Annotated in this window: 19 protein-coding genes; 5 read left to right on the top strand and 14 right to left on the bottom strand. The window is 70.9% G+C overall.

Features of this window, described 5'->3' with window-relative positions; genetic code table 11:
* Positions 1-143: 143 nt before the first annotated feature.
* The 7 genes from lptG to HW577_RS07175 form a co-directional block, all read right to left on the bottom strand.
* Complete coding sequence (gene lptG / locus HW577_RS07205) at positions 144-1,268, bottom strand: LPS export ABC transporter permease LptG (RefSeq protein ID WP_198375457.1); 1,125 nt, start codon at positions 1,266-1,268, stop codon at positions 144-146.
* Positions 1,265-2,413, bottom strand: a complete 1,149-nt coding sequence (lptF, locus tag HW577_RS07200; RefSeq protein WP_198375456.1) for an LPS export ABC transporter permease LptF — start codon at positions 2,411-2,413, stop codon at positions 1,265-1,267. Before lptF ends, lptG begins: the two co-directional genes overlap by 4 nt.
* Positions 2,414-2,487: 74 nt before the next feature.
* Entirely contained in the window at positions 2,488-3,900 is a 1,413-nt protein-coding gene (locus HW577_RS07195) for an FAD-binding oxidoreductase (RefSeq protein ID WP_198375455.1), read from the bottom strand.
* A 40-nt stretch (positions 3,901-3,940) separates the two neighbouring features.
* On the bottom strand, positions 3,941-4,264 hold the full coding sequence (locus tag HW577_RS07190) for a hypothetical protein (RefSeq protein ID WP_232474742.1): 324 nt from the start codon (positions 4,262-4,264) through the stop codon (positions 3,941-3,943).
* A 59-nt stretch (positions 4,265-4,323) separates the two neighbouring features.
* Positions 4,324-5,457, bottom strand: a complete 1,134-nt coding sequence (locus tag HW577_RS07185; protein WP_198375454.1) for a Coenzyme F420 hydrogenase/dehydrogenase, beta subunit C-terminal domain — start codon at positions 5,455-5,457, stop codon at positions 4,324-4,326.
* Between the two features lie 68 nt (positions 5,458-5,525).
* Complete coding sequence (locus tag HW577_RS07180) at positions 5,526-6,050, bottom strand: chromate transporter (protein WP_198375453.1); 525 nt, start codon at positions 6,048-6,050, stop codon at positions 5,526-5,528.
* Positions 6,047-6,604, bottom strand: coding sequence for a chromate transporter (locus HW577_RS07175; RefSeq protein WP_198375452.1), 558 nt, complete (start codon positions 6,602-6,604; stop codon positions 6,047-6,049). Before HW577_RS07175 ends, HW577_RS07180 begins: the two co-directional genes overlap by 4 nt.
* A gap of 125 nt (positions 6,605-6,729) precedes the next feature.
* On the opposite strand from HW577_RS07175, the gene HW577_RS07170 reads away from it, so the two are divergent.
* A complete protein-coding gene (locus tag HW577_RS07170; protein WP_198375451.1) occupies positions 6,730-7,698 on the top strand; it encodes a Bug family tripartite tricarboxylate transporter substrate binding protein in 969 nt (322 codons plus the stop codon).
* A gap of 80 nt (positions 7,699-7,778) precedes the next feature.
* Here the strand turns inward: HW577_RS07170 and HW577_RS07165 are convergent, their stop codons facing one another.
* Complete coding sequence (locus HW577_RS07165; RefSeq protein ID WP_198375450.1) at positions 7,779-9,551, bottom strand: PAS domain S-box protein; 1,773 nt, start codon at positions 9,549-9,551, stop codon at positions 7,779-7,781.
* 106 nt (positions 9,552-9,657) lie between these two features.
* Positions 9,658-11,244 (bottom strand): ABC transporter substrate-binding protein, encoded by a 1,587-nt coding sequence (locus tag HW577_RS07160; RefSeq protein ID WP_198375449.1) that lies wholly within the window; start codon positions 11,242-11,244, stop codon positions 9,658-9,660.
* A gap of 245 nt (positions 11,245-11,489) precedes the next feature.
* On the opposite strand from HW577_RS07160, the gene HW577_RS07155 reads away from it, so the two are divergent.
* The 3 genes from HW577_RS07155 to mltG are packed head-to-tail and all read left to right on the top strand — an operon-like array spanning position 11,490 to position 14,112.
* Positions 11,490-11,729: an acyl carrier protein gene (locus HW577_RS07155; RefSeq protein WP_198375448.1), complete on the top strand. Its 240-nt coding sequence runs from the start codon at positions 11,490-11,492 to the stop codon at positions 11,727-11,729.
* A gap of 30 nt (positions 11,730-11,759) precedes the next feature.
* Complete coding sequence (gene fabF, locus HW577_RS07150; protein WP_198375447.1) at positions 11,760-13,043, top strand: beta-ketoacyl-ACP synthase II; 1,284 nt, start codon at positions 11,760-11,762, stop codon at positions 13,041-13,043.
* 13 nt (positions 13,044-13,056) lie between these two features.
* Complete coding sequence (gene mltG, locus HW577_RS07145) at positions 13,057-14,112, top strand: endolytic transglycosylase MltG (RefSeq protein ID WP_198375446.1); 1,056 nt, start codon at positions 13,057-13,059, stop codon at positions 14,110-14,112.
* Here the strand turns inward: mltG and HW577_RS07140 are convergent.
* The gene (locus HW577_RS07140; RefSeq protein ID WP_198375445.1) at positions 14,060-14,860 is read right to left on the bottom strand and encodes a YdcF family protein; all 801 of its coding nucleotides are present in this window, start codon (positions 14,858-14,860) and stop codon (positions 14,060-14,062) included. The two genes, mltG and HW577_RS07140, sit on opposite strands and share 53 nt — an antisense overlap.
* Before the next feature lie 92 nt (positions 14,861-14,952).
* On the opposite strand from HW577_RS07140, the gene HW577_RS07135 reads away from it, so the two are divergent.
* Complete coding sequence (locus HW577_RS07135) at positions 14,953-16,299, top strand: class I SAM-dependent methyltransferase (RefSeq protein WP_198375444.1); 1,347 nt, start codon at positions 14,953-14,955, stop codon at positions 16,297-16,299.
* Positions 16,300-16,438: 139 nt separating this feature from the next.
* Here the strand turns inward: HW577_RS07135 and HW577_RS07130 are convergent, their stop codons facing one another.
* From HW577_RS07130 to HW577_RS07115, 4 genes are all read right to left on the bottom strand, one after another.
* Positions 16,439-17,575 carry a hypothetical protein gene (locus HW577_RS07130; protein ID WP_198375443.1) on the bottom strand — a complete coding sequence of 379 codons (1,137 nt, stop codon included), beginning with the start codon at positions 17,573-17,575 and terminating at the stop codon, positions 16,439-16,441.
* Between the two features lie 83 nt (positions 17,576-17,658).
* On the bottom strand, positions 17,659-18,600 hold the full coding sequence (locus HW577_RS07125) for an FkbM family methyltransferase (RefSeq protein ID WP_198375442.1): 942 nt from the start codon (positions 18,598-18,600) through the stop codon (positions 17,659-17,661).
* A 75-nt stretch (positions 18,601-18,675) separates the two neighbouring features.
* Positions 18,676-20,022 carry a ribosome biogenesis GTPase Der gene (der, locus tag HW577_RS07120; RefSeq protein WP_198375441.1) on the bottom strand — a complete coding sequence of 449 codons (1,347 nt, stop codon included), beginning with the start codon at positions 20,020-20,022 and terminating at the stop codon, positions 18,676-18,678.
* A gap of 16 nt (positions 20,023-20,038) precedes the next feature.
* On the bottom strand, positions 20,039-20,965 hold a 927-nt coding region (locus HW577_RS07115), incomplete at its 5' end, for a PQQ-like beta-propeller repeat protein (protein ID WP_198375440.1).

Genomic DNA, 20,965 nt, shown 5'->3' with positions numbered 1-20,965 from the left:
GCCCTGGCCTGGCATGACGGGTGCGATCGCGGCCGGCGCGGCGATGGGCGGCTGCGCGGTGGCCTGGGCATGCGCGCCTCCGGCCGCGAACAGGCCAAGAAGGGGGAGGAGGCCGACAGTGGCGGTCACAGGGCGCATGCCGGTCAGCCATCTTCCAGGTGGAGCAGGAGCGCGGTCGCGAGCAGGAATCCGGAACCTGCCGGCGCCCAGGCGGCGAATATCACGGGTAGCGTGCCCGCTTCACCGAATTCGCCCGTCACCTTGTCGATCACGAACAGGGCGAAGCCCGCGGCGACGCCGCCGGCGATCATCTGCCCGACGCCGCCGCGGCGCGACGATCGCATCGAGAAGCCGGCCGCGAGCAGCGCCATCGCGGCGGCGAGCAGCGGCAGCGCGAGCAGGGAGTGGAAGTGCAGCCTGTGCCGCACGGCCGAGAAGCCGGCCGCCTCCAGCACCTGGATGAAGTCCGGCAGCGCCCAGAAGGAGAGCGTGTCCGGGCTAGCGAAGGATTCCTGGATACGGTCGGGCGTCAGTTCGGTCGGCAATTCGAGTCGGCGCGAGGGTGCTGGAAGGCGGTCATTTCCGAAGGCCACCGCCTGCGGCACCACCCAGCGCCCGGGTTCGAGCACGGCGTAGGGCGCCTCGACACGCTGCAGCGGACGGTCCTCGGCCGAAAGGCGCCACAGCGTGACCTCGTCGAGGCGGAACGCCTCCCCCTGCCGCAGGTCACGCGCCGAGACGGGCCGGCCCGACAGGATCGCGACACCGCGCGGATCGATCCCCGCATCCGCCTGGCGCAGCCAGAGCCTGCCGCCGGCGAGCGCCGTGATGCCGCTGGTGTTGCGCAGGTATTGCTGGTCGAGCCGCTCGGCCCGCGCGAACATCGCCGATGACAGCGGCGAGACCAGCGTCGTCGCGATCCCGCCGAGCAGCACCGCGACCGCGACGGGCCCGGTCAGGAAACCCCAGGCCGAGACGCCCGCCGCGCGTGCGACGACGAGTTCCGACGAGCGCGTCAGCCGCCAGAAGGCGGCTATGCCGCCGAGCAGGATCGCGAAGGGCAGAATCTGCATCGCGACGAAGGGCAGGCGAAGGGCCGCGATCTGCGTGACCAGCGCGAAGGTCGCATCCTGCCGTGTCGCGGCGCGGCGGAGCAGTTCGATCAGGTCGAACAGCGCGACGAGGCCCGCGAGCGCCGCGAGCATCGCCATCGTCATCGTCGCGAAGCGACGCGAGACATACAGGGTGAGGGTGCGTGTGAAGGTCATGGGGCGGCCGGCATGGGGGGGGCGTGGCGTGGCCAGCCCGGCGCGCCGCCGATCCACCAGGCCGCGACGACGCCCGGCAGCAGCGCCTGCACCCAGATCAGCGGGATCCAGGTATTGTCGCGGGCGGCAAGGTTGCCCCCGGTCAGGCCGAAGGCCAGCAGCCCGACCACGATGCCGATGCCGACCGCGATGCGCAGCCCACCGCCATGGCGGCGGAATTCCCCGGTGAGCGCGACGGCCAGCGCGACGAGCGCGAAGGAGAAGGTGGTCAGCGGCCCCGACATGCGCTGGTGCGCCTCGGCGCGGTAGCGCCGGATCTCGCGGTCCCGCAGCCCTTCGGCGGGATCGGGGTTGAGCAACTCGGCGATCGACCGTTCGCGCGAATCGCGGGAGCGCGATTCCTCCCCCCGCGTCGCACGGGCAAGGTCGACGCTGTTCTCGGTGAAGGAGAGCAGGTTGAGGCGCAGCGGCGGCGTCCCCGGCGCGGCGTTCGCCGGCGCCTGCTCGACCTGCTGGCGCACGCCGTTCAGGAGTGTCACGCGGGGGCCGGAGGGCGTGGTGGTGATGCGGCCCTGCTCGGCGAGGATCGTGATCGGCGCGCCGTCCTCCCGCTGGTCGTGTACCAGGATGCCGCGCAGCGTGCCGTCCGGGTCGCGATAGCGGGCATACACCGTGAGGTCGTTCCCGACCTGGGAAAAGACGCCCTCCTGCAGCAGCACGCCCACCAGCTGGTTGCGGATCTCGAACTGCCATTCGCGGAAGGCGGTGTGGCTGATGGGCACGAGCCAGATATTGAGCACGACGCAGATGCCGGTCGCGATCGTCGCAAGCAGCGCCGCCGGGCGGGCGAGCACCCATTGCGACAGGCCTGCCGCACGCATCACCACCAGTTCGCGGTCGGATGCCAGCCGCACATAGAGGAACAGCACCACGATGAAGCTCGTGATCGGCAGGATCACCGCAAAGAACGACGGGAGCATCAGGCTGGTCAGCTTGACGAACACCACAAGCGACAGCCCGCGGTCGAGCACAAGCTCGATGAAGCGGAGCGACTGGGTCAGCCATACCAGCGCCGCCAGCCCGACCGTGACGGCGAGCAGGGCAATGGAGAGCTGTCGGAAGATGTAACGGTCGATCCGGGTCATCACGGCGCCGGCAACCTAGAGGTTTGCGCCCGGCCCCGGAAGCCTCGGCCGTCCCGCCCCGTTGCGCGGGCGTATCAGGGCAGGACCTTGCCCGGGTTCATCAGGCCCGCGGGGTCGAGCGCGGCCTTGATGCGCCGCATCGCGTCGAGCTCCGCCCCGCCCCGCCAGGCCTCCATCATGTCGGTCTTGAGCCGCCCGATTCCGTGTTCGGCTGAGAAGGAGCCGTCGAGCTCGCGCACCACCTCGTTCACCGTGTCCATGATGTCATGGCTGCGGGCGAGGAAGGCGTCCGGGCCCATCCCCACCGGCTGCTCGAGGTTCATGTGGATGTTGCCGTCGCCCATATGGCCGAAGGGCACGGGGCGGATGCCTGGGATCAGCGATTCGCAGGCCGCCGAGGCGCGGCGGATCAGCTCCGGCACCTTCGAGACCGGGACGGAGACGTCGTTCTTCACGCTCGCCCCTTCCTTGCGCTGCGCCTCGGGGTGTTCCTCGCGGATGCGCCAGATGGCGGCGCGACGCGCCTCGCTGCCGCCGACCACGGCGTCGAGTACCTCGCCCGACTCCATCGCCGCGCCGAGCACCTGTTCGGCGAGCCCTTGCAGGTCGGCATCGGCGCGGGTCGAGGCGAGGTCGACCAGGATGTAGTGGTCGGCGCGTTCGGCGAGCGGCAGCGTCACGCCCGGGATGTGCTTCAGCGCGAAATCGACGCCGAGGCCGGACATGTACTCGAAGGCGCGGATCGCGGTCTCGTCTGCCTCGCGGAAGCGGCGGAAGACGGCAAGCGCCGCGTCCTCGTCCGCGACCGAGCAGAACAGCACCTCGTTCGCGCGGGGCCGCGCGAACAGGCGCAGCGTCGCCGCGGTGATGATGCCGAGCGTGCCCTCCGCCCCCACGAACAGGTGGCGCAGCGCGTAGCCGGTATTGTCCTTGCGCAGGCGGCGCAGCCCGTTCCAGACCTGCCCGTCCGGCAGCACCACTTCCAGGCCGAGCATCAGTTCGCGCGCATTGCCGTAGCGCACCGTCGTGTTGCCGCCGGCATTGGTGGAGAGGATGCCGCCGATCATGGCCGTGCCCTCGCCGCCGAAGGAGAGGGGAAAGAGACAGTTCGCCTCCGCCGCCGCATCCTGCGCGACCTTCACCACCACGCCCGCCTCGGCCGTCATGGTCATGTCGAGCGGGTCGATGTCCCGGATGCGGTTCATGCGTGCGAGGGAGAGGACGACGGAGCGGCCGTTCCCTTCGGGCGTGGCGCCACCGACCATCGAGGTGTTGCCGCCCTGGGGCACGATGGCGATGCCGGCCTGCCCGCAGATGCGCACGCAGGCGGCGACCTGGTCCGTGTTCGCCGGCCGCAGCACGGCCATCGCCGCGCCGCGATAGAGGCCGCGCCAGTCGGACAGCGCGGGGGCGATGTCGGCCGGGTCGGTCAGCAGGCCGGCGGGGCCGAGCAGGGTGGCGAGGGCGGCGGGCAGGGCGTCGGTCATGGCCCGCGCATCTGCCGCGCAAGCCCGGCGCCGGTCAATCTCACCCCTTGCCGGTCATCCGCGCAAAGACCTGCCTGTCCCGGTTTTCCTGCATCAGCATGGTCAGGCTCGGGATGTTGCCGAGGCCGAGGCCCTGCGGCGGCCCGCCCTCCGGATCAGGCTCGACCTTGCCATAGGGTTCGGAGGCAAGCTTCTCCCACTTCCCGGCGGGCTTCTTCGCCTCGATGGTCACGACCGTCGCCTTGAGCAGCATGCGCACGATCGCCTCCTTCGGCGAGGAGGGCTTGGTGAGCGAGGGGTTGCCCGCGATCATGGTCCAGCCATTGGCAAGCGCCCAGGCGGTCAGCGCATCCTTGTCCATCATGGGCGTCGTCCTTGCATGTGCGGGCCTTCTGCGCGCGGGGCGCCGCGCGCGCAAGGCATTCAGCGCGTCTCGTCCGGGCCGGGCTTCAGCCCGTAGCGTTCCACTAGCGCCCAGACGTGGCGCGGGATCATGTTGCGCATCATGCCCGGCTTCTGCCGGCGCAGGTGCAGCACCGTCTCGATCGCCTTCATCTCGAGCCGCGCGCGGGCGAATTCCAGCCCGCGCGGGCCGATGCGCGGCTGCAGCCAGGCGACGATGGGCCGCGCCCAGTTCGGCATGCGCCGCAGCGGCAGGCCGCCGGCGGCGCGTTCGGTGTTCGCCATGAAGCCTTTGACGGCCGCGGTGCGGCGCCCGGCGCTGCGTGGTGTCTCGACCAGCACCTCCTCGCCGAGCAGGGAGAGCAGCGCCTCCCCCTTCGCGTTGCGCACGATCAGCCATTGCGCGCCGGTGCCGCCCATGTAGCCGACCGTGATGTCGGCGAGCGCATTGGTGTAGTCGACGCAGGTGCGGCAGGTCAGCGGAAAGAAGTCCGCCGGCAGGTCGGACAGCGGCAGCATCAGGAAGGGAATCTCCCGACGACGCCCGTCCTCGTGACGGATCTCGACATGATAGTCGGCGCGGAATTCGAGGTAGGTGACCGTCGCGGGCGTCGGGTCGACCAGCGCCAGGAAGCGATGAAAATTCTCGGTGGTCGTGTTGTCTGAACACGGCGTGCCGATGACGAAGATCTCCTCGAAGCCGAGCCGCTCCTCGATCGCGCGCAGCGCATAGACCTGGCAGGGGATGCCGATGATGGCGACGCGCTTGTGCCCCGCTGCCGCGGCCGGTTCCAGCAGGGCGAGCAGCGGCGCGTAGCCCATGCGCATGCCGCGGCATTGTGCGAGATCGGCCGCATCCGTCACCAGCACGGGGACGGGCTTCCAGCGATCCTGCGGGTCCGGCGCCATGGTCAGCACAGCGGTGACCGTACCTGTCTCCAGCAGCCGCTCCGCAATGCGCGTGGTGATGCCGGTCCATTGCGCGCCTTCGGCCGGCCGCCTCAGCGCGGCGCGGACCATGCGGCGGAAGGGGCCGAAATGCGTCTCGTCCGGGCGGGCGGGGTCGCGGGCGCGGCCATGCACCTTCGCTTCCAGCATTGCGTAGTCGGGCTTGATGAACTGGCAGGCCACGCCGCAGGCCTTCGCATCCGCCATTCGGGAGACGCCGCAATCGGTGCAAAGGCCGCGCGGGGCGGGGTCGCGCAGCGGTGGCGCCTGGACGCTCACAGGAAGGCCAGCCCGACCAGCGCGCCGGCGCCGAGCACCCAGAGCGGCGAATAATCCGTCCGCCACACGAACACCGCCGAGCAGGCGGTGAGGAGCATCGGCAGCCACCACTCCGCCGTGCCGCGCGCGAGGATGAGGCCCGAGGCGCCGATCAGCCCGACCGCGATCGGCACCAGCCCCCGCTCGATCGTCTTGAGCCACATCCGCCCGGCAAGCCGCGTGCGCAGGCGGGAAAATCCGAAGGCCATGAGCGAGGTCGGCAGCGTCATGGCAATGACCGCGGTCAGCATCCCCGCGATGCCGCCGACATGCCAGCCGAACAGCCCCACCACCAGCACATTCGGCCCGGGCGCGGCCTGGGCAAGGGCGAAGCGCCGCGCGAAATCGGCGCTGTCCATCCAGCCATGCACCTCGACCACCAGGCGGTGCATCTCCGGCAGCACGGCGATGCCGCCACCCACCGAGACCAGCGAGATGGCGCCGAAGCCGAGGACGAGCTGCCAGAAGACCGTGGCCGTCATGGCGCGCGCATCGCCCGCCAGGCGGCTGCGATGCCGAACGGCGCGAGCCCCAGCACCACCCAGGGCAGCGGCACGCGGAACAGCCCCGCCGCGACGAGCGCGGTCAGCCCGACCGCCAGCAGCGCCGGCGGCGGCTTCAGCTTCTGCGTCATCTTGGCCGCGGTGCCCAGCACCATGCCCGCCGCCGCCGCACCGACGCCGGCCAGCACGGCGCGCACCGTCGGCACCTCCCCATAGGCGTCGTAGAGCATGGCGAGGCCGGCCAGCAGGATCAGCGGCCCGCCGAACATCGCCCCGGGGGCGGCGATGGCGCCCGCCGTGCCGTGGAAGCGGTCCCCCACCATGATCGCGGCGTTCAGCGCGTTCGGCCCGGGCAGCACCTGTCCCAGGCCGAGCGTCTCGGCATATTCCTGGTCGGTCAGCCAGCGTTTTTCCTCGACGAGCACGCGGCGCGCCCAGGCATTGATCCCGCCAAACCCGATCAGCCCGATCTTGCCGTAGGTGAGGAAGAGGTCGAGCAGCGTCGGAACCGGGCGGGGGGCGGAGTCGGTCATCGCCGCCAGGGGACCGCGCCCGGGGGCCGCAATCAACCCCCGTGCCACTTCCCTTCCGCTATCCCGTTCAATAACAGTCGGCCTGCCGCCGGGCGGAGACCCGGCCCAGAGGAAGGCCCGACGCCATGCCCCACCGCCGGACGATGCTCGCCGCCCTGCCTGCCCTGCTTGCCCTGCCGGCCAGGGCGCAGGAGGCGCCCTTCCCGAACCGCTCGATCCGCATCCTGCTCGCCTTCGCCCCGGGCGGCGGCACGGACCTGATCGCGCGGACGCTGGCCACGCCGATGCAGGGCATCCTTGGCCAGCCGGTGGTGGTGGAGAACCGCCCGGGCGCCGGCGGCAACATCGCGACCGAGGCCGCGGCCTCCGCCCGGCCGGACGGCTACACGTTGCTGATGGGCAACCATGGCCCGATGAGCGTGAACGTCTCGCTGTTCCGCAACATGCGGGTCGATCCGGAACGCGCTCTGGAGCCGATCGGCCTCGTCGCCGACGCGCCGCTCGTCGTCGTGGTCGGGCCGAAGTCGCGCGCGCAGAACCTGCGGGAACTGCTGGACGAGATCCGCGCCGGCAATGGCCAGGTGACCTATGGCAGCGCCTCCAACGGCTCGGCGAGCCACCTGGCCGCAGCGCTGATGCTGCAGATGGCGGGGCTTCGGGCCGAGCACGTGCCCTTCCGCGGCGCCGGGCCGGCGCTGACCGACGTGGTGGCGGGCCACCTGCACTTCATGATCACGACGCTGCCCTCGGTTGTCGGCCTGATCAACGGCGGCCAGGTGCGGCCGATCGCGGTGACCGGCGAGAACCGCATCCCCGTGCTGCCCAACGTGCCGACCGTCGCGGACACGATCCAGGGCTACAAGGCGACGGCCTGGTACGGGCTGCTGGTGCCGCGCGGCACGCCGGCGCCGGTCAAGGCCCGGCTGTTCGACGCGATGCGCCAGGCGCTGTCCGACCCCGAGGTGATCCGGCGCCTGCGCGACGAGGGCGCCGAGCCCTCGAGCCTCGATGGCGAGGGCTTCGCTCGGCTGATCCGCTGGGAACGCGAGCGCTGGGCCGATGTGATCCGCCAGGCCAACATCACGGTGGACTGAGGGTGCCGGCCGGGGCGCTCCCCCGGCGAGCGGACTGCCGTTGCGCTCCGCGCTGATGCCATGCCGGCAGGATGCCCGCGCTACGCTCCGCCGTTCTCCCCGTTCAGCCGCTTCATCGTGCCGGCCAGGGCTTCGATCCGCCGGGTGGTCTCGCCGACGAGGGTGTCGATCTCCTGCGCGGCGTCACGCGCCCTGGCGGCGAGCCCCTTGACCTCCTGGGCGACCACTGAGAAGCCCCGCCCGGCCTCGCCCGCGCGTGCGGCCTCGATGGTCGCGTTAAGCGCCAGCAGATTGGTCTGGCCGGCAATGCCCTGGATGGTGGCGCTGATCTGGGCGATCCGGCGCGAACTCTCCACCGCATCGGCGACGGCGACTTCCGTTTCCTGCACGGCCTGGCGGCGCGCCGAGACATCGACGCCGCACATCAGGATGCTCTCTGCGGTACCGTCGAAGCGCCGCTGGCAGGAGAAGATCGCGTCGAGCCAGCGCTCGGCGCCCGCCTCGTCGGGGAAGGGAACCTCGTGCCGCACCGCCTCTCCCGCCGTGGCGCGGCGGAGCGCGTCGGCGGGCAGGATGCCGGACAGCGGCACGGTGGCACCTTCGATCGGGGCGCCCGACATGCTCCATTCCGCAATCACGTTGGTGGCGGAGATCGTGCGGATCTTGCTGTCGAACTTCAGTGACGCCTGCTTGGTCTCGGTCACGTTCGCCTGGATGGAGATGTAGCGCTCGACCGCGCCGGAGTCGTTCCGGACCGGGTTGATCGCGAGGCTTACCCAGTAGGGCGTGCCGTCCTTGTGGTAGTTCAGGATCTCGACATAGCTCGACACGCCCTCGCGCAGCGCTTCGCGGATGCGCTCGACCGTCGCCGGGTCGGTCATGGGGCCCTGGAGGAATTCGCCGGGCTTGCGGCCGATCACCTCGGCTGCGGTATAGCCGGTCATGCGTTCGAAGCCGCCGTTGACGAATTCGATGCGGCGGTCCGCGTCGGTGATAATGACGGAATTGTCCGTCTCGTCAGCCACGAGCGAGAGCAGCTTGAACTGTTCGCGTTGGCGCACCTCCGCGTCCACGTTGCGGATGAAGGCGGTGTAGACTTGGTTGCCGTTGGTCAGGCGAATGCGGCTGAGCGAGAGGCTGCCCCAGACCCAGCTGCCGTCCTTGCGCGGCACCCTCACCTCGCGCGAGGTGCCGACGATCCGGTCCTGCCCCGTCTCGCGGTGGCGGTTCACGAAGCCGTCGTGGCGGCCCTGCATCTCGGCCGGGACCAGCATCTTGACGTTGCGGCCCATCACCTCGTCGCGCGCATAGCCCCAGAGACGCTCCGCCGCGGCATTGAAGAAGGTGACGTGGTTCTGCTCGTCGATGCACACCACGGCATCGAGCGCCTGCTCCAGCGTCTGGTTGATCGTCTCCTGCGCGTTCCGCTCGGCCGTCACGTCGCGCACGAAGGCGGTATAGCCCTGTTCGCCGGCTGGCAGATCGACCTTGGAGAGCGAGAGCGACACCCAGATCACCGAGCCGTCCCGCCGCTCCATCTGGACGGCGCGGGACGTGCCGACGATCCTGTTCTCTCCCGTGCGGCGGTGCTTGTCCACGAAGCCGTCGTGCCGCGACTGCATCGCGCGCGGCACGAGCATCGAGACGTTCCTGCCGAGCACCTCGGCGCTGGACCAGCCCCAGAGCCGTTCGGCTGCGGGATTCATGTAGACGACGTTGTTGCGGCCATCGATCGTGACGACGGCATCGACAACCTGGTCGAGCAGGGCGCGAAGTTCGGTTGATCCGGCTGGTGATGGCGCGGCAACCGATTGCTCATCGGAAAGCCGCCGTTCCTCGCGCCTCCAGAACATCGCCCACCCCGATCATCTGTTCACGACATCGTGATCATATTGGGGTGGTATGAATCATTCGTATCGGCTGAACGACGGGCCGTGCGGCCCGTCGCCCGGCGGCGCTTCAGCCCTTCCGCACGTTCCACATCAGCGGCACCGGGCTCGGCAGGATGTCCTGCACGTTCCGGCGGAACGCCGTCGGCTGCCACATCTGGCCGATCGTGACATAGGGCACGACCTCGAAGGCGCGCTTCTGCATCTCGAGGGCAATGCGCGTCTGGTCCGCCGGCGTGGCGGCCGAGAGGAACTGGTCGCGCAGCGTCTCGAGCGCGGCATCGGTCGGCCAGCCTGCCCATGCATTGGCGCCGTGCGTGCGCAGCGGCGCGTGCAGCGCGGGGTTGGCGAGGTCCGGGCCCACCCACCAGGTGTGGAAGATGGACCAGCCGCCCTGCGCCGGCGCGTTGCGGTTGGCGCGGCGGGCCAGCACGCTGCCCCAGTCGGTCGCGACCAGCTCCACATTCATGCCGAGCCGGCGCAGCAGGTCCTGCGTCACCAGCGACTGGGCGTGGTTCGCCGGGATGTCGGTCGGGCTGATGATGACGACGGGCTCGTTCGCGTAGCCCGCCTCGCGCAGCATCTGCCGCGCGCGGTCGAGGTTGCCGCCGATCGCCTCGATGCCGTCGTTGCTCGCCAGCGGCGTGCCGCAGGAGAAGAAGGCCTTGCACTCGCGGAAATAGCGGTCGTTGCCGACCACGGCCTGCAGGTAGTCCCGCTGGTTGACCGCCATCTGAACGGCGCGGCGGATGGCCGGGTTGTTGAACGGCGCGTGCAGGTGGTTGAACCGCAGCATCAGGATCGAGCCGACCGGGTCGATCTGCTCGAGCCGGACGTCGCGCGCGCGCTGGAGCAGCGGCAGCAGGTCGAAGGCGGGCTGCTCGTACCAATCCACCTCGCCGGTCTGCAGCGCGGCCGCGGCGGTCGCCGGGTCGGGAATGATGCGCCACTCGACGCGCTCGACATGCACGCGCTTGCCGCCGGCGGCGGAGGATGCGGGCTCGTTGCGCGGCACGTAGCCCGCGAAGCGCTCATAGACCGCCTGGCTGCCCGGCACCCACTGGTCGCGCAGGAAGCGGAAGGGGCCGGAGCCGATCGCCTCGGGCACCGGCGTGTTCGGGTCAAGGCTCGCATGCCGCTCATGCATGATGAACGGCACCTGGGAGGAGAGCTTGCCGATCGCGTCGATCAGCAGCGGGAAAGGGCGCGACAGGCGGATGCGGAAGGTCCGGTCGTCCACCACGCTCATCTCGGCGACCGCGGCCATCAGGGTCTGGCCGAAGCTGTCCCGCGCACCCCAGCGGCGCAGGCTCGGGATCACGTCCTGGGCGCGGACGGGCTCGTTGTCGTGGAAGCGCAGGCCTTCCCGCAGGCGGAAGGTCCAGACCAGGTCCGTTCCCGAGCCTTCCCAGGATTCGACCATCTGCGGGCGGATGCGGAACTCGGCATCGGTCGCGAACAGCGTATCGTAGACCATGTAGCCATGGTTACGAACGATGTAGCCGGTGGTGCCCACCGGGTCGATCGAGGCGAGGTTGGAATGGGGGATGAAGCGCAGCACGTTGCGCGCGGCCCCCTGGGCCAGGGCGGGGCTCGCGAGGCCCGCCGGGACGGCGGCGGCAGCCCCGGCGGCAAGGATGGAGCGGCGGGTCGGCATGGGTCGTGGGGCCTCCTGACCTGTTGTGATTGGGTATCAGATGAGGCCGCGCCGGTGGCCCTTGCAAGCGCCCGGCCCTGCCGGCCCTTGACCAGGGCGCCCCGGAACGCCTAGGCCCCGCGGCGCTTCCATGTTAAGCGCCGGGGCCCTCCCGTGGGGGCCGGGGCGCGAATCCGGCCGCACCGGGCGGATGGCAAAGGGAATCGGCCCGGGTTCGGTCCCGGCAGAATGGAGAGAGTCACGCGATGAGCGAAACCGCCGAGAAGGTGAAGAAGATCGTCGTCGAGCACCTCGGCGTCGAGGAGGCGAAGGTCACGCCCGAAGCTTCCTTCATCGACGACCTGGGCGCCGACAGCCTCGACACGGTCGAACTCGTGATGGCCTTCGAGGAGGCCTTCGGCGTGGAGATCCCGGACGATGCGGCCGAGAAGATCACCACGGTGAAGGACGCCATCGAATACATCGAGAAGCAGAAGGGCGAGTAACGCCCGCACGACTGGGGAGGGGTAGAGCGCGTGTTCCAGAACGGTTTCTCGCCGCGACGCGTTGTCGTGACCGGCATGGGCATCGCCTGCCCGCTCGGCCTCGGGGTCGAGCATGTTTGGAAGCGGATGCTCGCGGGTGAATCCGGGATCCGCGCCATCCAGTCCTTCGACACGACGACCCTGCCCGCCAAGATCGCCGGCCAGATCCCGGCCGGCGTGAAGGCGGAAGGCGGCCTCGACATCAACGAATGGATCCCGATCAAGGACCAGAAGAAGATGGATCGCTTCATCCAGTTCGCGCTCGTCGCGGCGGAGGAAGCGGTGGCCGATTCCGGCTGGCGTCCGGAAGGAGAAGAGGCACGCTGCCGCACCGGGGTCATGATCGGCTCGGGCATCGGCGGGCTCGAGACGATCCATGAGGCGGCGCAGCTGGCCGTTCAGGGCAAGATCAAGCGCATCTCGCCCTTCTTCATCCCCTCGGCGCTGATCAACCTCGCCTCCGGTCAGGTCTCCATCAAGTATGGCTTCAAGGGGCCGAACCATTCCGTGGTGACGGCCTGCGCCACCGGCGTGCATGCGCTCGGCGACGCGGCGCGGCTGATCGCGCTCGGCGATGCCGATGTGATGGTCGCGGGTGGGGCCGAAGCGGCGGTCTGCGAACTCGGCGTTGCCGGCTTCTGCGCCGCCCGCGCGCTGTCCACGGGCTTCAACGATACGCCCGCGACGGCGTCCCGTCCCTGGGACGAGAACCGCGACGGCTTCGTCATGGGCGAGGGCGCCGGCGTCGTGGTGCTCGAGGAATATGAACACGCGAAGGCGCGCGGCGCGAAGATCTACGCCGAGGTCATCGGCTACGGCATGTCCGGCGATGCGTACCACATCACCGCGCCGGCCGAGGGTCATGAAGGCGCCTTTCGTGCCATGAAGGCGGCCCTCGCTTCCGCCAACGTGACGCCGGCCGAGGTGCAGTACGTCAACGCGCACGGCACCTCCACGCCGCTCGGCGACGACCTGGAGCTCGAGGCGGTCGAACGCCTCTGGGGCGATGCCGCCAAGGGCCTCGCCATGTCGTCGACCAAGTCCGCCGTCGGCCACCTGCTGGGCGCGGCGGGCGCGGTGGAGGGAATTTTCTCCATCCTTGCCATCCGCGACAAGGTCGCGCCGCCGACGCTGAACCTGGAGAAGCCATCGCGGGAGAGCGCGATCGATCGCGTCGCGATGCAGGCCCAGCCGCGGAAGATCGACGTCGCCCTGTCGAATTCCTTCGGCTTCGGCGGCACCAACGCCAGCATCGTCTTCCGCGCCGCCCCCTGACGCGCCGGGGCGGATGAGCGAGGCCGCGCCGCCGCCCGCGCCACGCAGGCGACGGCACCGCGGGGCCATCGTTGCGATCGCGGTCCTTCTGGGCCTTCTCGGCGCCGCCGCCTTGGGCGCGCAGGCTGCTTGGCGCGTCTTCACGGCGCCGGGGCCACTCGCCGAAGCGGCGCAAATCGTCATCCCGCGCGGCGGGACCGAACGGATCGCCGCAACGCTGCTGGAGCGCGGCGTCATCCGCGACCCGCGTGCCTTCGCGATCGCCGCCTTCCTCACCCGCGGCGACGGACCGCTGCGCGCCGCCGAATTCGCCTTCCCCGCCGCCGCGCCGCTGGCGGAGGTGCTGCGCATCCTGCGCGAGGAGCGCCCGGTGCAGCGCCGCCTGACCATCCCGGAGGGCCTGACCGCGCACCAGATCCGCGCCCTGCTGGAGCGGGCCGAGGGCCTGACGGGGGAGATCCCGGCCTTCGGCGAGGGCGAATTGCTGCCCGAGACCTATGCCTTCGAGTTCGGCGAGACGCGCGCGGCCATCATCCGTCGCGCCGATGCGGCGATGGAGCGCGCGCTCTCTGAGGCCTGGGCGGCGCGCGCGCCGAACCTGCCCTTGGCCACGCCGCGGGAGGCGCTGATCCTCGCCTCTATCGTCGAGCGCGAGACAGCCCGCGCCGAGGAACGCGGCAAGGTGGCCGGCGTCTTCGTCAATCGCCTCCGCCGCAACATGCCGCTGCAATCCGACCCGACCGTCGCCTATGCCGCGACCAGCGGCGCGCCGATGGAACGGCCGATCAGCCGCGCCGATCTCGACCGTGATCACCCCTTCAACACCTACCGCATCCGCGGCCTGCCGCCCGGGCCGATCGCGAGCCCGGGCCGCGCCGCGCTCGCCGCCGCCACGCGCCCCGAAGCGACCGACTTCATCTTCTTCGTGGCCGACGGGAGCGGCGGGCACGCCTTCGCCCGCACGCTCGAGGAGCACAACCGCAACGTCGCCCGCTGGCGGGAGATCGAGCGCGGCGCTACGGCGCCGGCAGCACGCGCTCCGTCCGTCCCATCAGGTAATAGGCCGTAAGCCCGAGCCATTCGCGGAAGGCCCATTCGAACTGGCCGAGCCGTTCCGGGAAGGGCGCGTCGTACCAGGCCTGCCAAGTGTGGCCGGTGCGGTAGTTGACCGGCCAAGGCACGATCTCCCGCCACCCGGCGGCGCGGAACACGCCCATCGAGCGCGGCATGTGCGAGGCGGAGGTGACCAGCAGCCAGACCTCCCCGGGCTTTGGCTGGATCAGCCGGTGGGTCAGCACGGCGTTCTCATGCGTGTTGCGCGCCGCGTCCTCGTACACCACGCGCTCGGGCGGGATGCCCATGGCGGTCCAGAGCTGGCGCGCGACATCGGCCTCGGTCGTGCCGCCATGGACGAATGACCCCTGCCCGCCGGTGAAGACCAGCCGCGCCTCGGGATGCCGGCGTGCGAGGATCACGCCCTCGGTCATGCGTTCCGCCGCGCCGTTCAGGCTCGGGATGCCGCGCGCCTCGGTGATGTTCTGCTCGACCGCGCCGCCGAGCACGATGATGCCGTCCACGCGCGGTGGCGGCGGCGCGGGCCGCGCGAAGCGGTCTTCCAGCGGCAGCAGCATCCACTGGTTCACCGGCGTGGCCACCAGCATCGCGAAGAAGCCGAGCGAGAGCAGCACCAGCCACCGCCCGCCGCGCCGCCCGCGCCAGACCAGCGTGAGCCCGAGGAAGCCCAGGATCAGCGCGAAATGCCCCGGCCGGGCAGGGAACCAGAGGATCTTCGAGACCGCGAAGAGGATGTCGTTCATGGCGCGCGCCGCATAGCACGCCCGGCGCCGCGGCGCTGCTTGCGAAGTCGCAACGAAGCGGCATGATCGGCCGGACGTTTCGGAACCGGTGCATGAACCAGGATACGCTGCTTGCCGACCTTGCCGCCCTCGGTCCCCCGCTTGGGGCGCGGCTGCAGAAGCTCTGCGACGCGGAGGACTGGACCGATCCGCGCTTCCTGATGGTGGTGCGGCGCGCGCTCGGCCGCCGGCCGCGCATCCATCCGCGGCAATGGGAGATGGCCGCGGCCTTCCTGGCCCTCGCGGAGGCCGGCGTGCTGCGACCGGAGGCGCGCGGCATCGCCTTCGGCAGCGGGCGGGAACCGCTCACCTTCGCCGTCGCCTCCCGCGTCGCGCACCTGACAGCGACCGACCTCTATGAGGCCGGGACCGCCTGGGATGTGGCGCGCACCAACGACCCGCTCGCCTTCGTGCTGGGATCGGCGCCGAAGGGATTCGACGCCGCGCGGCTCGCCGTGCATCACATGGACATGCGGGAGGTCGGCTACCCGGCTGCGTCCTTCGACTTCTGCTATTCGATCTCCGCCTTCGAGCATATCGGCGACGATCCGGACTTCGTGGCGCATCTGAAGGAGGTGCGGCGGGTGCTCAAGCCGGGGGGCCTCTACGCGTTGACCACGGAAGTGGTCCCAGGCGACACCTCCCGCCCGACGCGCGGCAACTACGCCTTCGCGGTGTCCCACCTGCTGAGGTTGTTCGAAGAGGCGGGGCTCCACGCCGCGCCGGTGCTGCGCATGGCGCAATCGGATTTCCACGAGAACAATCCCCGCCCGCTCGCCAGCGTGCTGCACGAGGATCCGGCGGATCCGCTGCTGCAGGGGCTGACGCTGCGCGACCTCGGCGGCACCGTCTCCGGGCCCGTGCTGTTCCTGCTGCGCGCCGCGGACGGCGCGCCGCGGCCGGTCACGGTGGTCGGCCTGCCGCAGACGCGCCAGCGGGTGGAACGCCAGCAGGCCCTGCTGCGGCGGGAGCGCTTCGGCGACTGGGTGCGCCTCAATCCCTTCGCGCAGCGCGCCGCGCGCGCGCGGCAGGTGCTCGACCTCTGGGCGGCGACGCCGGCGCCGGCGGGTGGCGAGCCCCTGTTCGCGACCGCTTTCGTCGAGCCGGGCGAAGGGTCGCTGGACGTCCAGCTTGTCCTTGTGCCCTCGCCACGCCACGCGGGTCTGGCGACGGTCGTGGTCCAGGGCTTCCTGCGAGATCCGCAGGCCGAGGCGACGACTCGCGTCGCCCACGCCGCGCAGGTCGAGTTGAACGCCGCGCCTGGCGCGGCGCTCGTGGTGCGCTTCGCGGTCGATGTCGCGCCGGGGGAGGCCTTCGCGCTCTTCGCCCATGCGACCGCGGGCGCGGTGCTCCTCGCGAGCGTGGACGTGCAGGTCCGGCGCCGCACAAGGGGCGTCTGACACCGGTCGCACGACGGTCGGGCCTTCGCGCGGCGGATGACGCGCGCGGGGCTGGTGGGGCGGCCGCGCGCCAAACCACGGGACGAACACCATCCGCATGAAGGTTGACCCTTCGCGCGGATGGCACGCCCGCGTCGCGTCAGTCGGGCTCCGGTGCGATCGTCACCTCGCGGATGGCGAAGCTGCGGCGGCGATGGTCGCCATTCGCCGGGTCGATCGCGGCGAAGGTGGAGGAGCGCGGACCGGCGAGGGAGATGGCGAGCACGCCGCCACGGGCGGCGAGCAGCGCGGCGTCGATGCGGAAGGTCAGGCGGATGCCGGGCGTGGCCAGCGCGGCCTCGACGGGCAGCGCGCGGCCGGCGGCCGTCACCCGGATCCGCGCGGCATCGAAGCCCAGCGCCTCGACGACTTGCAGCGAGATCCGCAGCGGTCGCGGCGCGGCCGTGGCGACGAGAAGGCGCGCCGCCTCGGTGCTCCACCAGTAGCGATTGTCGTCCGCGGGGGGGCCGACCCAGCCTTGCGGATACCAGCCGTCGAGGAAGGTGGCGGCCGCATCCTCCTGCCGGACGAGCACCCAGGGCATGGGTCCCGTTCCGGCAAGGCCGGCGCGGAGCGCGGCGCCCATGCGGGCCACGGCGCTGTCGGCCTGCCACCGGTCGAGCCGTTCCTCGGCCTCTCGCCGCAGCGTGAGGTCGGCGCCGAGACGGGCGAGGAACTCATCCCGCCGCAGCACGGCCTCGCAAGCCTCGACCTCGTCCCGCGACGCCTTGCCCTCGTTCTGGCGGCCGACATCGAAGCAGGGCAGTCCGAAATGCTCGGACATGGCCGCGAGGCTTTCGCCCATCCGCTCGGTCACGCCGACGAAGTCGAAGCGGGCGAGTGGCGAGGCCGAGGGATCCGTCGCGTCCTCCGGCGTATGCTCGCTTCGCGGTCCGAAGGCGATGTTGAGGTATCGTGTCTGCGGATTCACCCCGTATTGCGGATAGGCGCGCAGGAAGTCCGCGATGCCGAGTTCCTTGGCCGGCGCGTGCATCGGCAGGTCGGGCATGTGGCGGAAGTACAGGTAGTGCGACGCGACGAGCCGCACCGGATGGCGGATGAAGGTCAGGAGCCGCAGCTTCTCGAGCGGCAGCAACGCGGCCAGCGAGACGCGCACATGCCCATGTAGGAACCGGGTGGTGTCGAGCCGTTCGCGCGCGGCGGCGAAATCCCCGTCGAGCAGCGTCAGCTGCGGCGGTGGCGGGAACACCTCCCGCACCGGCATGAAGGCCAGCATGTGCGAGACGACGGTGTTGCCGCCGGTCTTCGGGATGTGGATGAAGAAAATCGGGCGGCCGTCCGCCGCCGGGACAGGACTGCTCAGAAGGGGGACTCCCGCGCCACGAGGATGTTCTGCAGCCCGCCCGTGGCGGCGGCGAGCACGCTCCATTCGACAGGCGCGGTCCCGCCATCCTCCCCGATCGTCCAGGCCGAGAGGCCGAGGCCTTCGAGCAGCGCCACCACCTCGGGCGCGGGCATACCGGAACCGCGCATCATCTGCGGGCCGAATTCCATCATGATGCGGATGCCGGGCGAGCGTTCGAGGATGGCGCGCATGCCGCGCAGCGCCGGCCCCTCATGGCCTTCCACGTCCATCTTCATGACATCGACGCGTAAATCCGGGTCTGCCAGCACCTCGTCGATCGGGGCGAGTTCGCAATCGACCGCGTTCTTCGACGATCCGCTCGAATCATGCTGCTCCGCATTGCCGGTGAGCGATCCGCCGCCGGAATAGGCGTCGGTGAAAAAGAGCCGCGCCACGCCGCGCCGGTCGGACGCCGCGAGCCGGTGCACCTGCGTCCAGCCTGCGCAGCCATTGATGCGGATCGAGACGTCGACAAGGTGCGACAGGCGCGGGTTCGGTTCGAAGGCGTGCACCCGTCCGCCGGGGCCGGTCAGCCGCGCCGCGAGCATGGTGTAGACGCCAAGATTGGCGCCAAGGTCGAGCACCGTGTCGCCCGGGCGCACCAGCCGCCGGAACAGCGCCGTATAGGCCGGCTCCCACTGGCCGAGCGTCAGCAGGTGGACGCCGATGTCGAGGCTGCGCGTATCGACCATCAGCCGTGTCCCGTCTTCCAGGAACGTCACGGCCGTGTTGTCGCCAAGGTAGATCGTCTGGCTGTCGGCGACGCGATTCACCCGCGGCGCGAAATAGGCGATCGACTCCTCGAGCCGGATCGCGAGGCGGTCGAGCCGCTCCTCGATCGCGGCAAGCCGCCCGGCAATTCCGGGGGCCGCTTCCGCCTGGTGGTGATCGTCCATGCCTGCCGTGCCGAATGTCGCGATATCGCAACGATAGTCGTTCGCGACTGCGCGGCCAACCCCATGCGGCGGGCGTCAAGCCTCGGCGTAGGGGTTCTTCGTCCCGCGAAGCTGCAGGCGGATCGGCACGCCCGGCATGTCGAAGGCCTCGCGGAAGGCGTTCACGAGGTAGCGGCGATAATCCTCGGGCAGATCCTCGGCACGCGTGCCGAAGACGGCGATGGTGGGCGGACGCGCCTTCGGCATGGTCGCGTATCGCAGCTTGATGCGTCGCCCTTCGACCGCAGGCGGCGGGTGGCGCGCGAGCGCGCCTTCGAACCAGCGGTTCAGCTCGCCCGTGCCGATGCGCCGGTTCCACAGCGCATGCGTGGCGCGCACCGCGGGCATCAGCTTGTCCACGCCGCGGCCGGTGCGGGCAGCCAGCGGCACCACCGCGATGCCCTTCAGCTGAGCGAGCGAGGCCATCAGCACGTCGTCGAGCCTGCGCCGCGTGGCGGCCCGATCCTCGACCGCATCCCACTTGTTGAAGGCGATGACGACCGCGCGTCCCTCGCGTTCCGCCAGCCGCGCGATGCGCAGATCCTGCTCGTCCATCCCCAGCAGCGCGTCGACCACCAGGATGACGACCTCCGCCTCCTTCAGCGCGCCGAGCGTCGAGGCGACGGACATCTGCTCCAGCTTTTCCTCGATGCGCGCCTTCTTGCGCATCCCCGCCGTGTCCACGAGCCGCACGCGGCCGACAGCGTCATGCCACTGCACCGCGACCGAATCGCGCGTCAGCCCGGGCTCGGGGCCGGTAATCATCCGCTCCTCGCCCAGCAGCGCGTTGAGCAGCGTGGACTTGCCGGCATTCGGGCGGCCGACGATGGCGAGCCGGAGCGGACGGTCCGGGTCGTCCTCGGCGTCCTCCTCCTCTTCCTCCGGCGCTTCGCCGAGCGCCTCGGCCACGGCCTCGTGCAGCGCGCCGAGGCCTTCATTGTGCTCGGCGCTGACCGCGATCGGGTCGCCCAGGCCGAGTTCATAGGCCTCCATCGCCGCCGCCGCACCGCCGCGACCTTCGGTCTTGTTAGCCACCAGCAGCACCGGCAGAGAGGCGCGGCGCAACCAGGCGGCGAAGGCGCGGTCGGCCGGCGTCAGCCCGGCGCGCGCATCGACGACGAACAGCACCAGATCCGCCGCACGCAGCGCCGCTTCCGAACTCGCGCGCATGCGGCCGGCCACGGTGTCGGGCGGCGCTTCCTCGAGCCCCGCCGTATCCACCAGCAGCACGTCCCGCCCGCCGATCCGCCCTGGCACTTCCTTGCGGTCACGCGTCACACCCGGCGTGTCGTCGACGATCGCGATCTTCCGCTGGGCAAGCCGGTTGAACAGCGTGGACTTGCCGACATTCGGCCGGCCGAGGATCACGATTCGCGGGGTCATGGCGATGCGCGCGGCGCTAGCCGCCGGAGAGCGCGACGAGCGTCGCGTCCTCGGTCGCGGCCAGCAGCAACCCGCCCAGCAGCGCGGGCTGCTGCAGCACGCCTCCCGGCATCGGCGTGCGTCCCGTGACGACGCCGCTCATGGGGTCGAGCGAGACCATCTCGTCGCGGCTCGTGCCGACCAGCAATCGCCCGCCCGCCAGGACGGGGGAAGAGAGGCCGATACGTTCGGGCGGCCGGTTGCCGCGCGGCGCCGGACGAAGGGAGGTCACCCAGCGCACCTGCCCGCTGTCACGCCCGATGGCGGCCACCTGCCCCGCATCATTGGACATGAAGACCCAGTCCCCGGCGATCCAGGCAGCCTCGGTCCCGCCTGTTTCCTGCTCCCAGAGCCGGCGGCCGGAGCGCAGATCGACGCAGATTGTCAGCCCGCCCATGCCGACCGCGATGACGCGCCCGGCGCTGACCGCCGGGTGCGCGCGCACGCTGGCGATGTCCGACAGCGCGCCGGTGCCGGCGGCGGCAAGGCTTTCGCTCCACTGCACGCGCCCATCGGCCAGGCGGAGGGCGAACAACTCGCCGGAGGGGAAGCCCGCGACGACGGTCTCGCCATCGACAGCCGGCGCGCCCAGGCCGAGCGGGATCGTCGTCACCGCGGTCGCCCGGTGGGTCCAGCTGCGACTGCCATCCTCGGCCGACAGGCAGAGCAACTGGCTCGAGACGGTTGGCACCAGCAGCCGCCCACCGGCGATGGTCGGCGCGCCGCGCGCCGGCGCGGGCAGGTCGACGCGCCAGCGCACCTCCCCGGTTGCGGCATCGAGCGCCATTGCCTCCGACAGGCCCGTGGTGGCGAACACCGTCTCGCCGGAGAGCGCGAGGCCGGCGCCCATCGCCCCGTCGCTGTCGCGCCGCCGCGCCGTGTCGCGCCGCCAGCGCCGCCCGCC

It is taken from the genome of Neoroseomonas rubea, from assembly GCF_016106015.1.
GTDB classification, from domain to species: Bacteria; Pseudomonadota; Alphaproteobacteria; order Acetobacterales; family Acetobacteraceae; genus Neoroseomonas; species Neoroseomonas rubea.
Note: the sequence above shows the minus strand (reverse complement) of the source record. Positions and strands in the feature narration are given on the sequence as shown.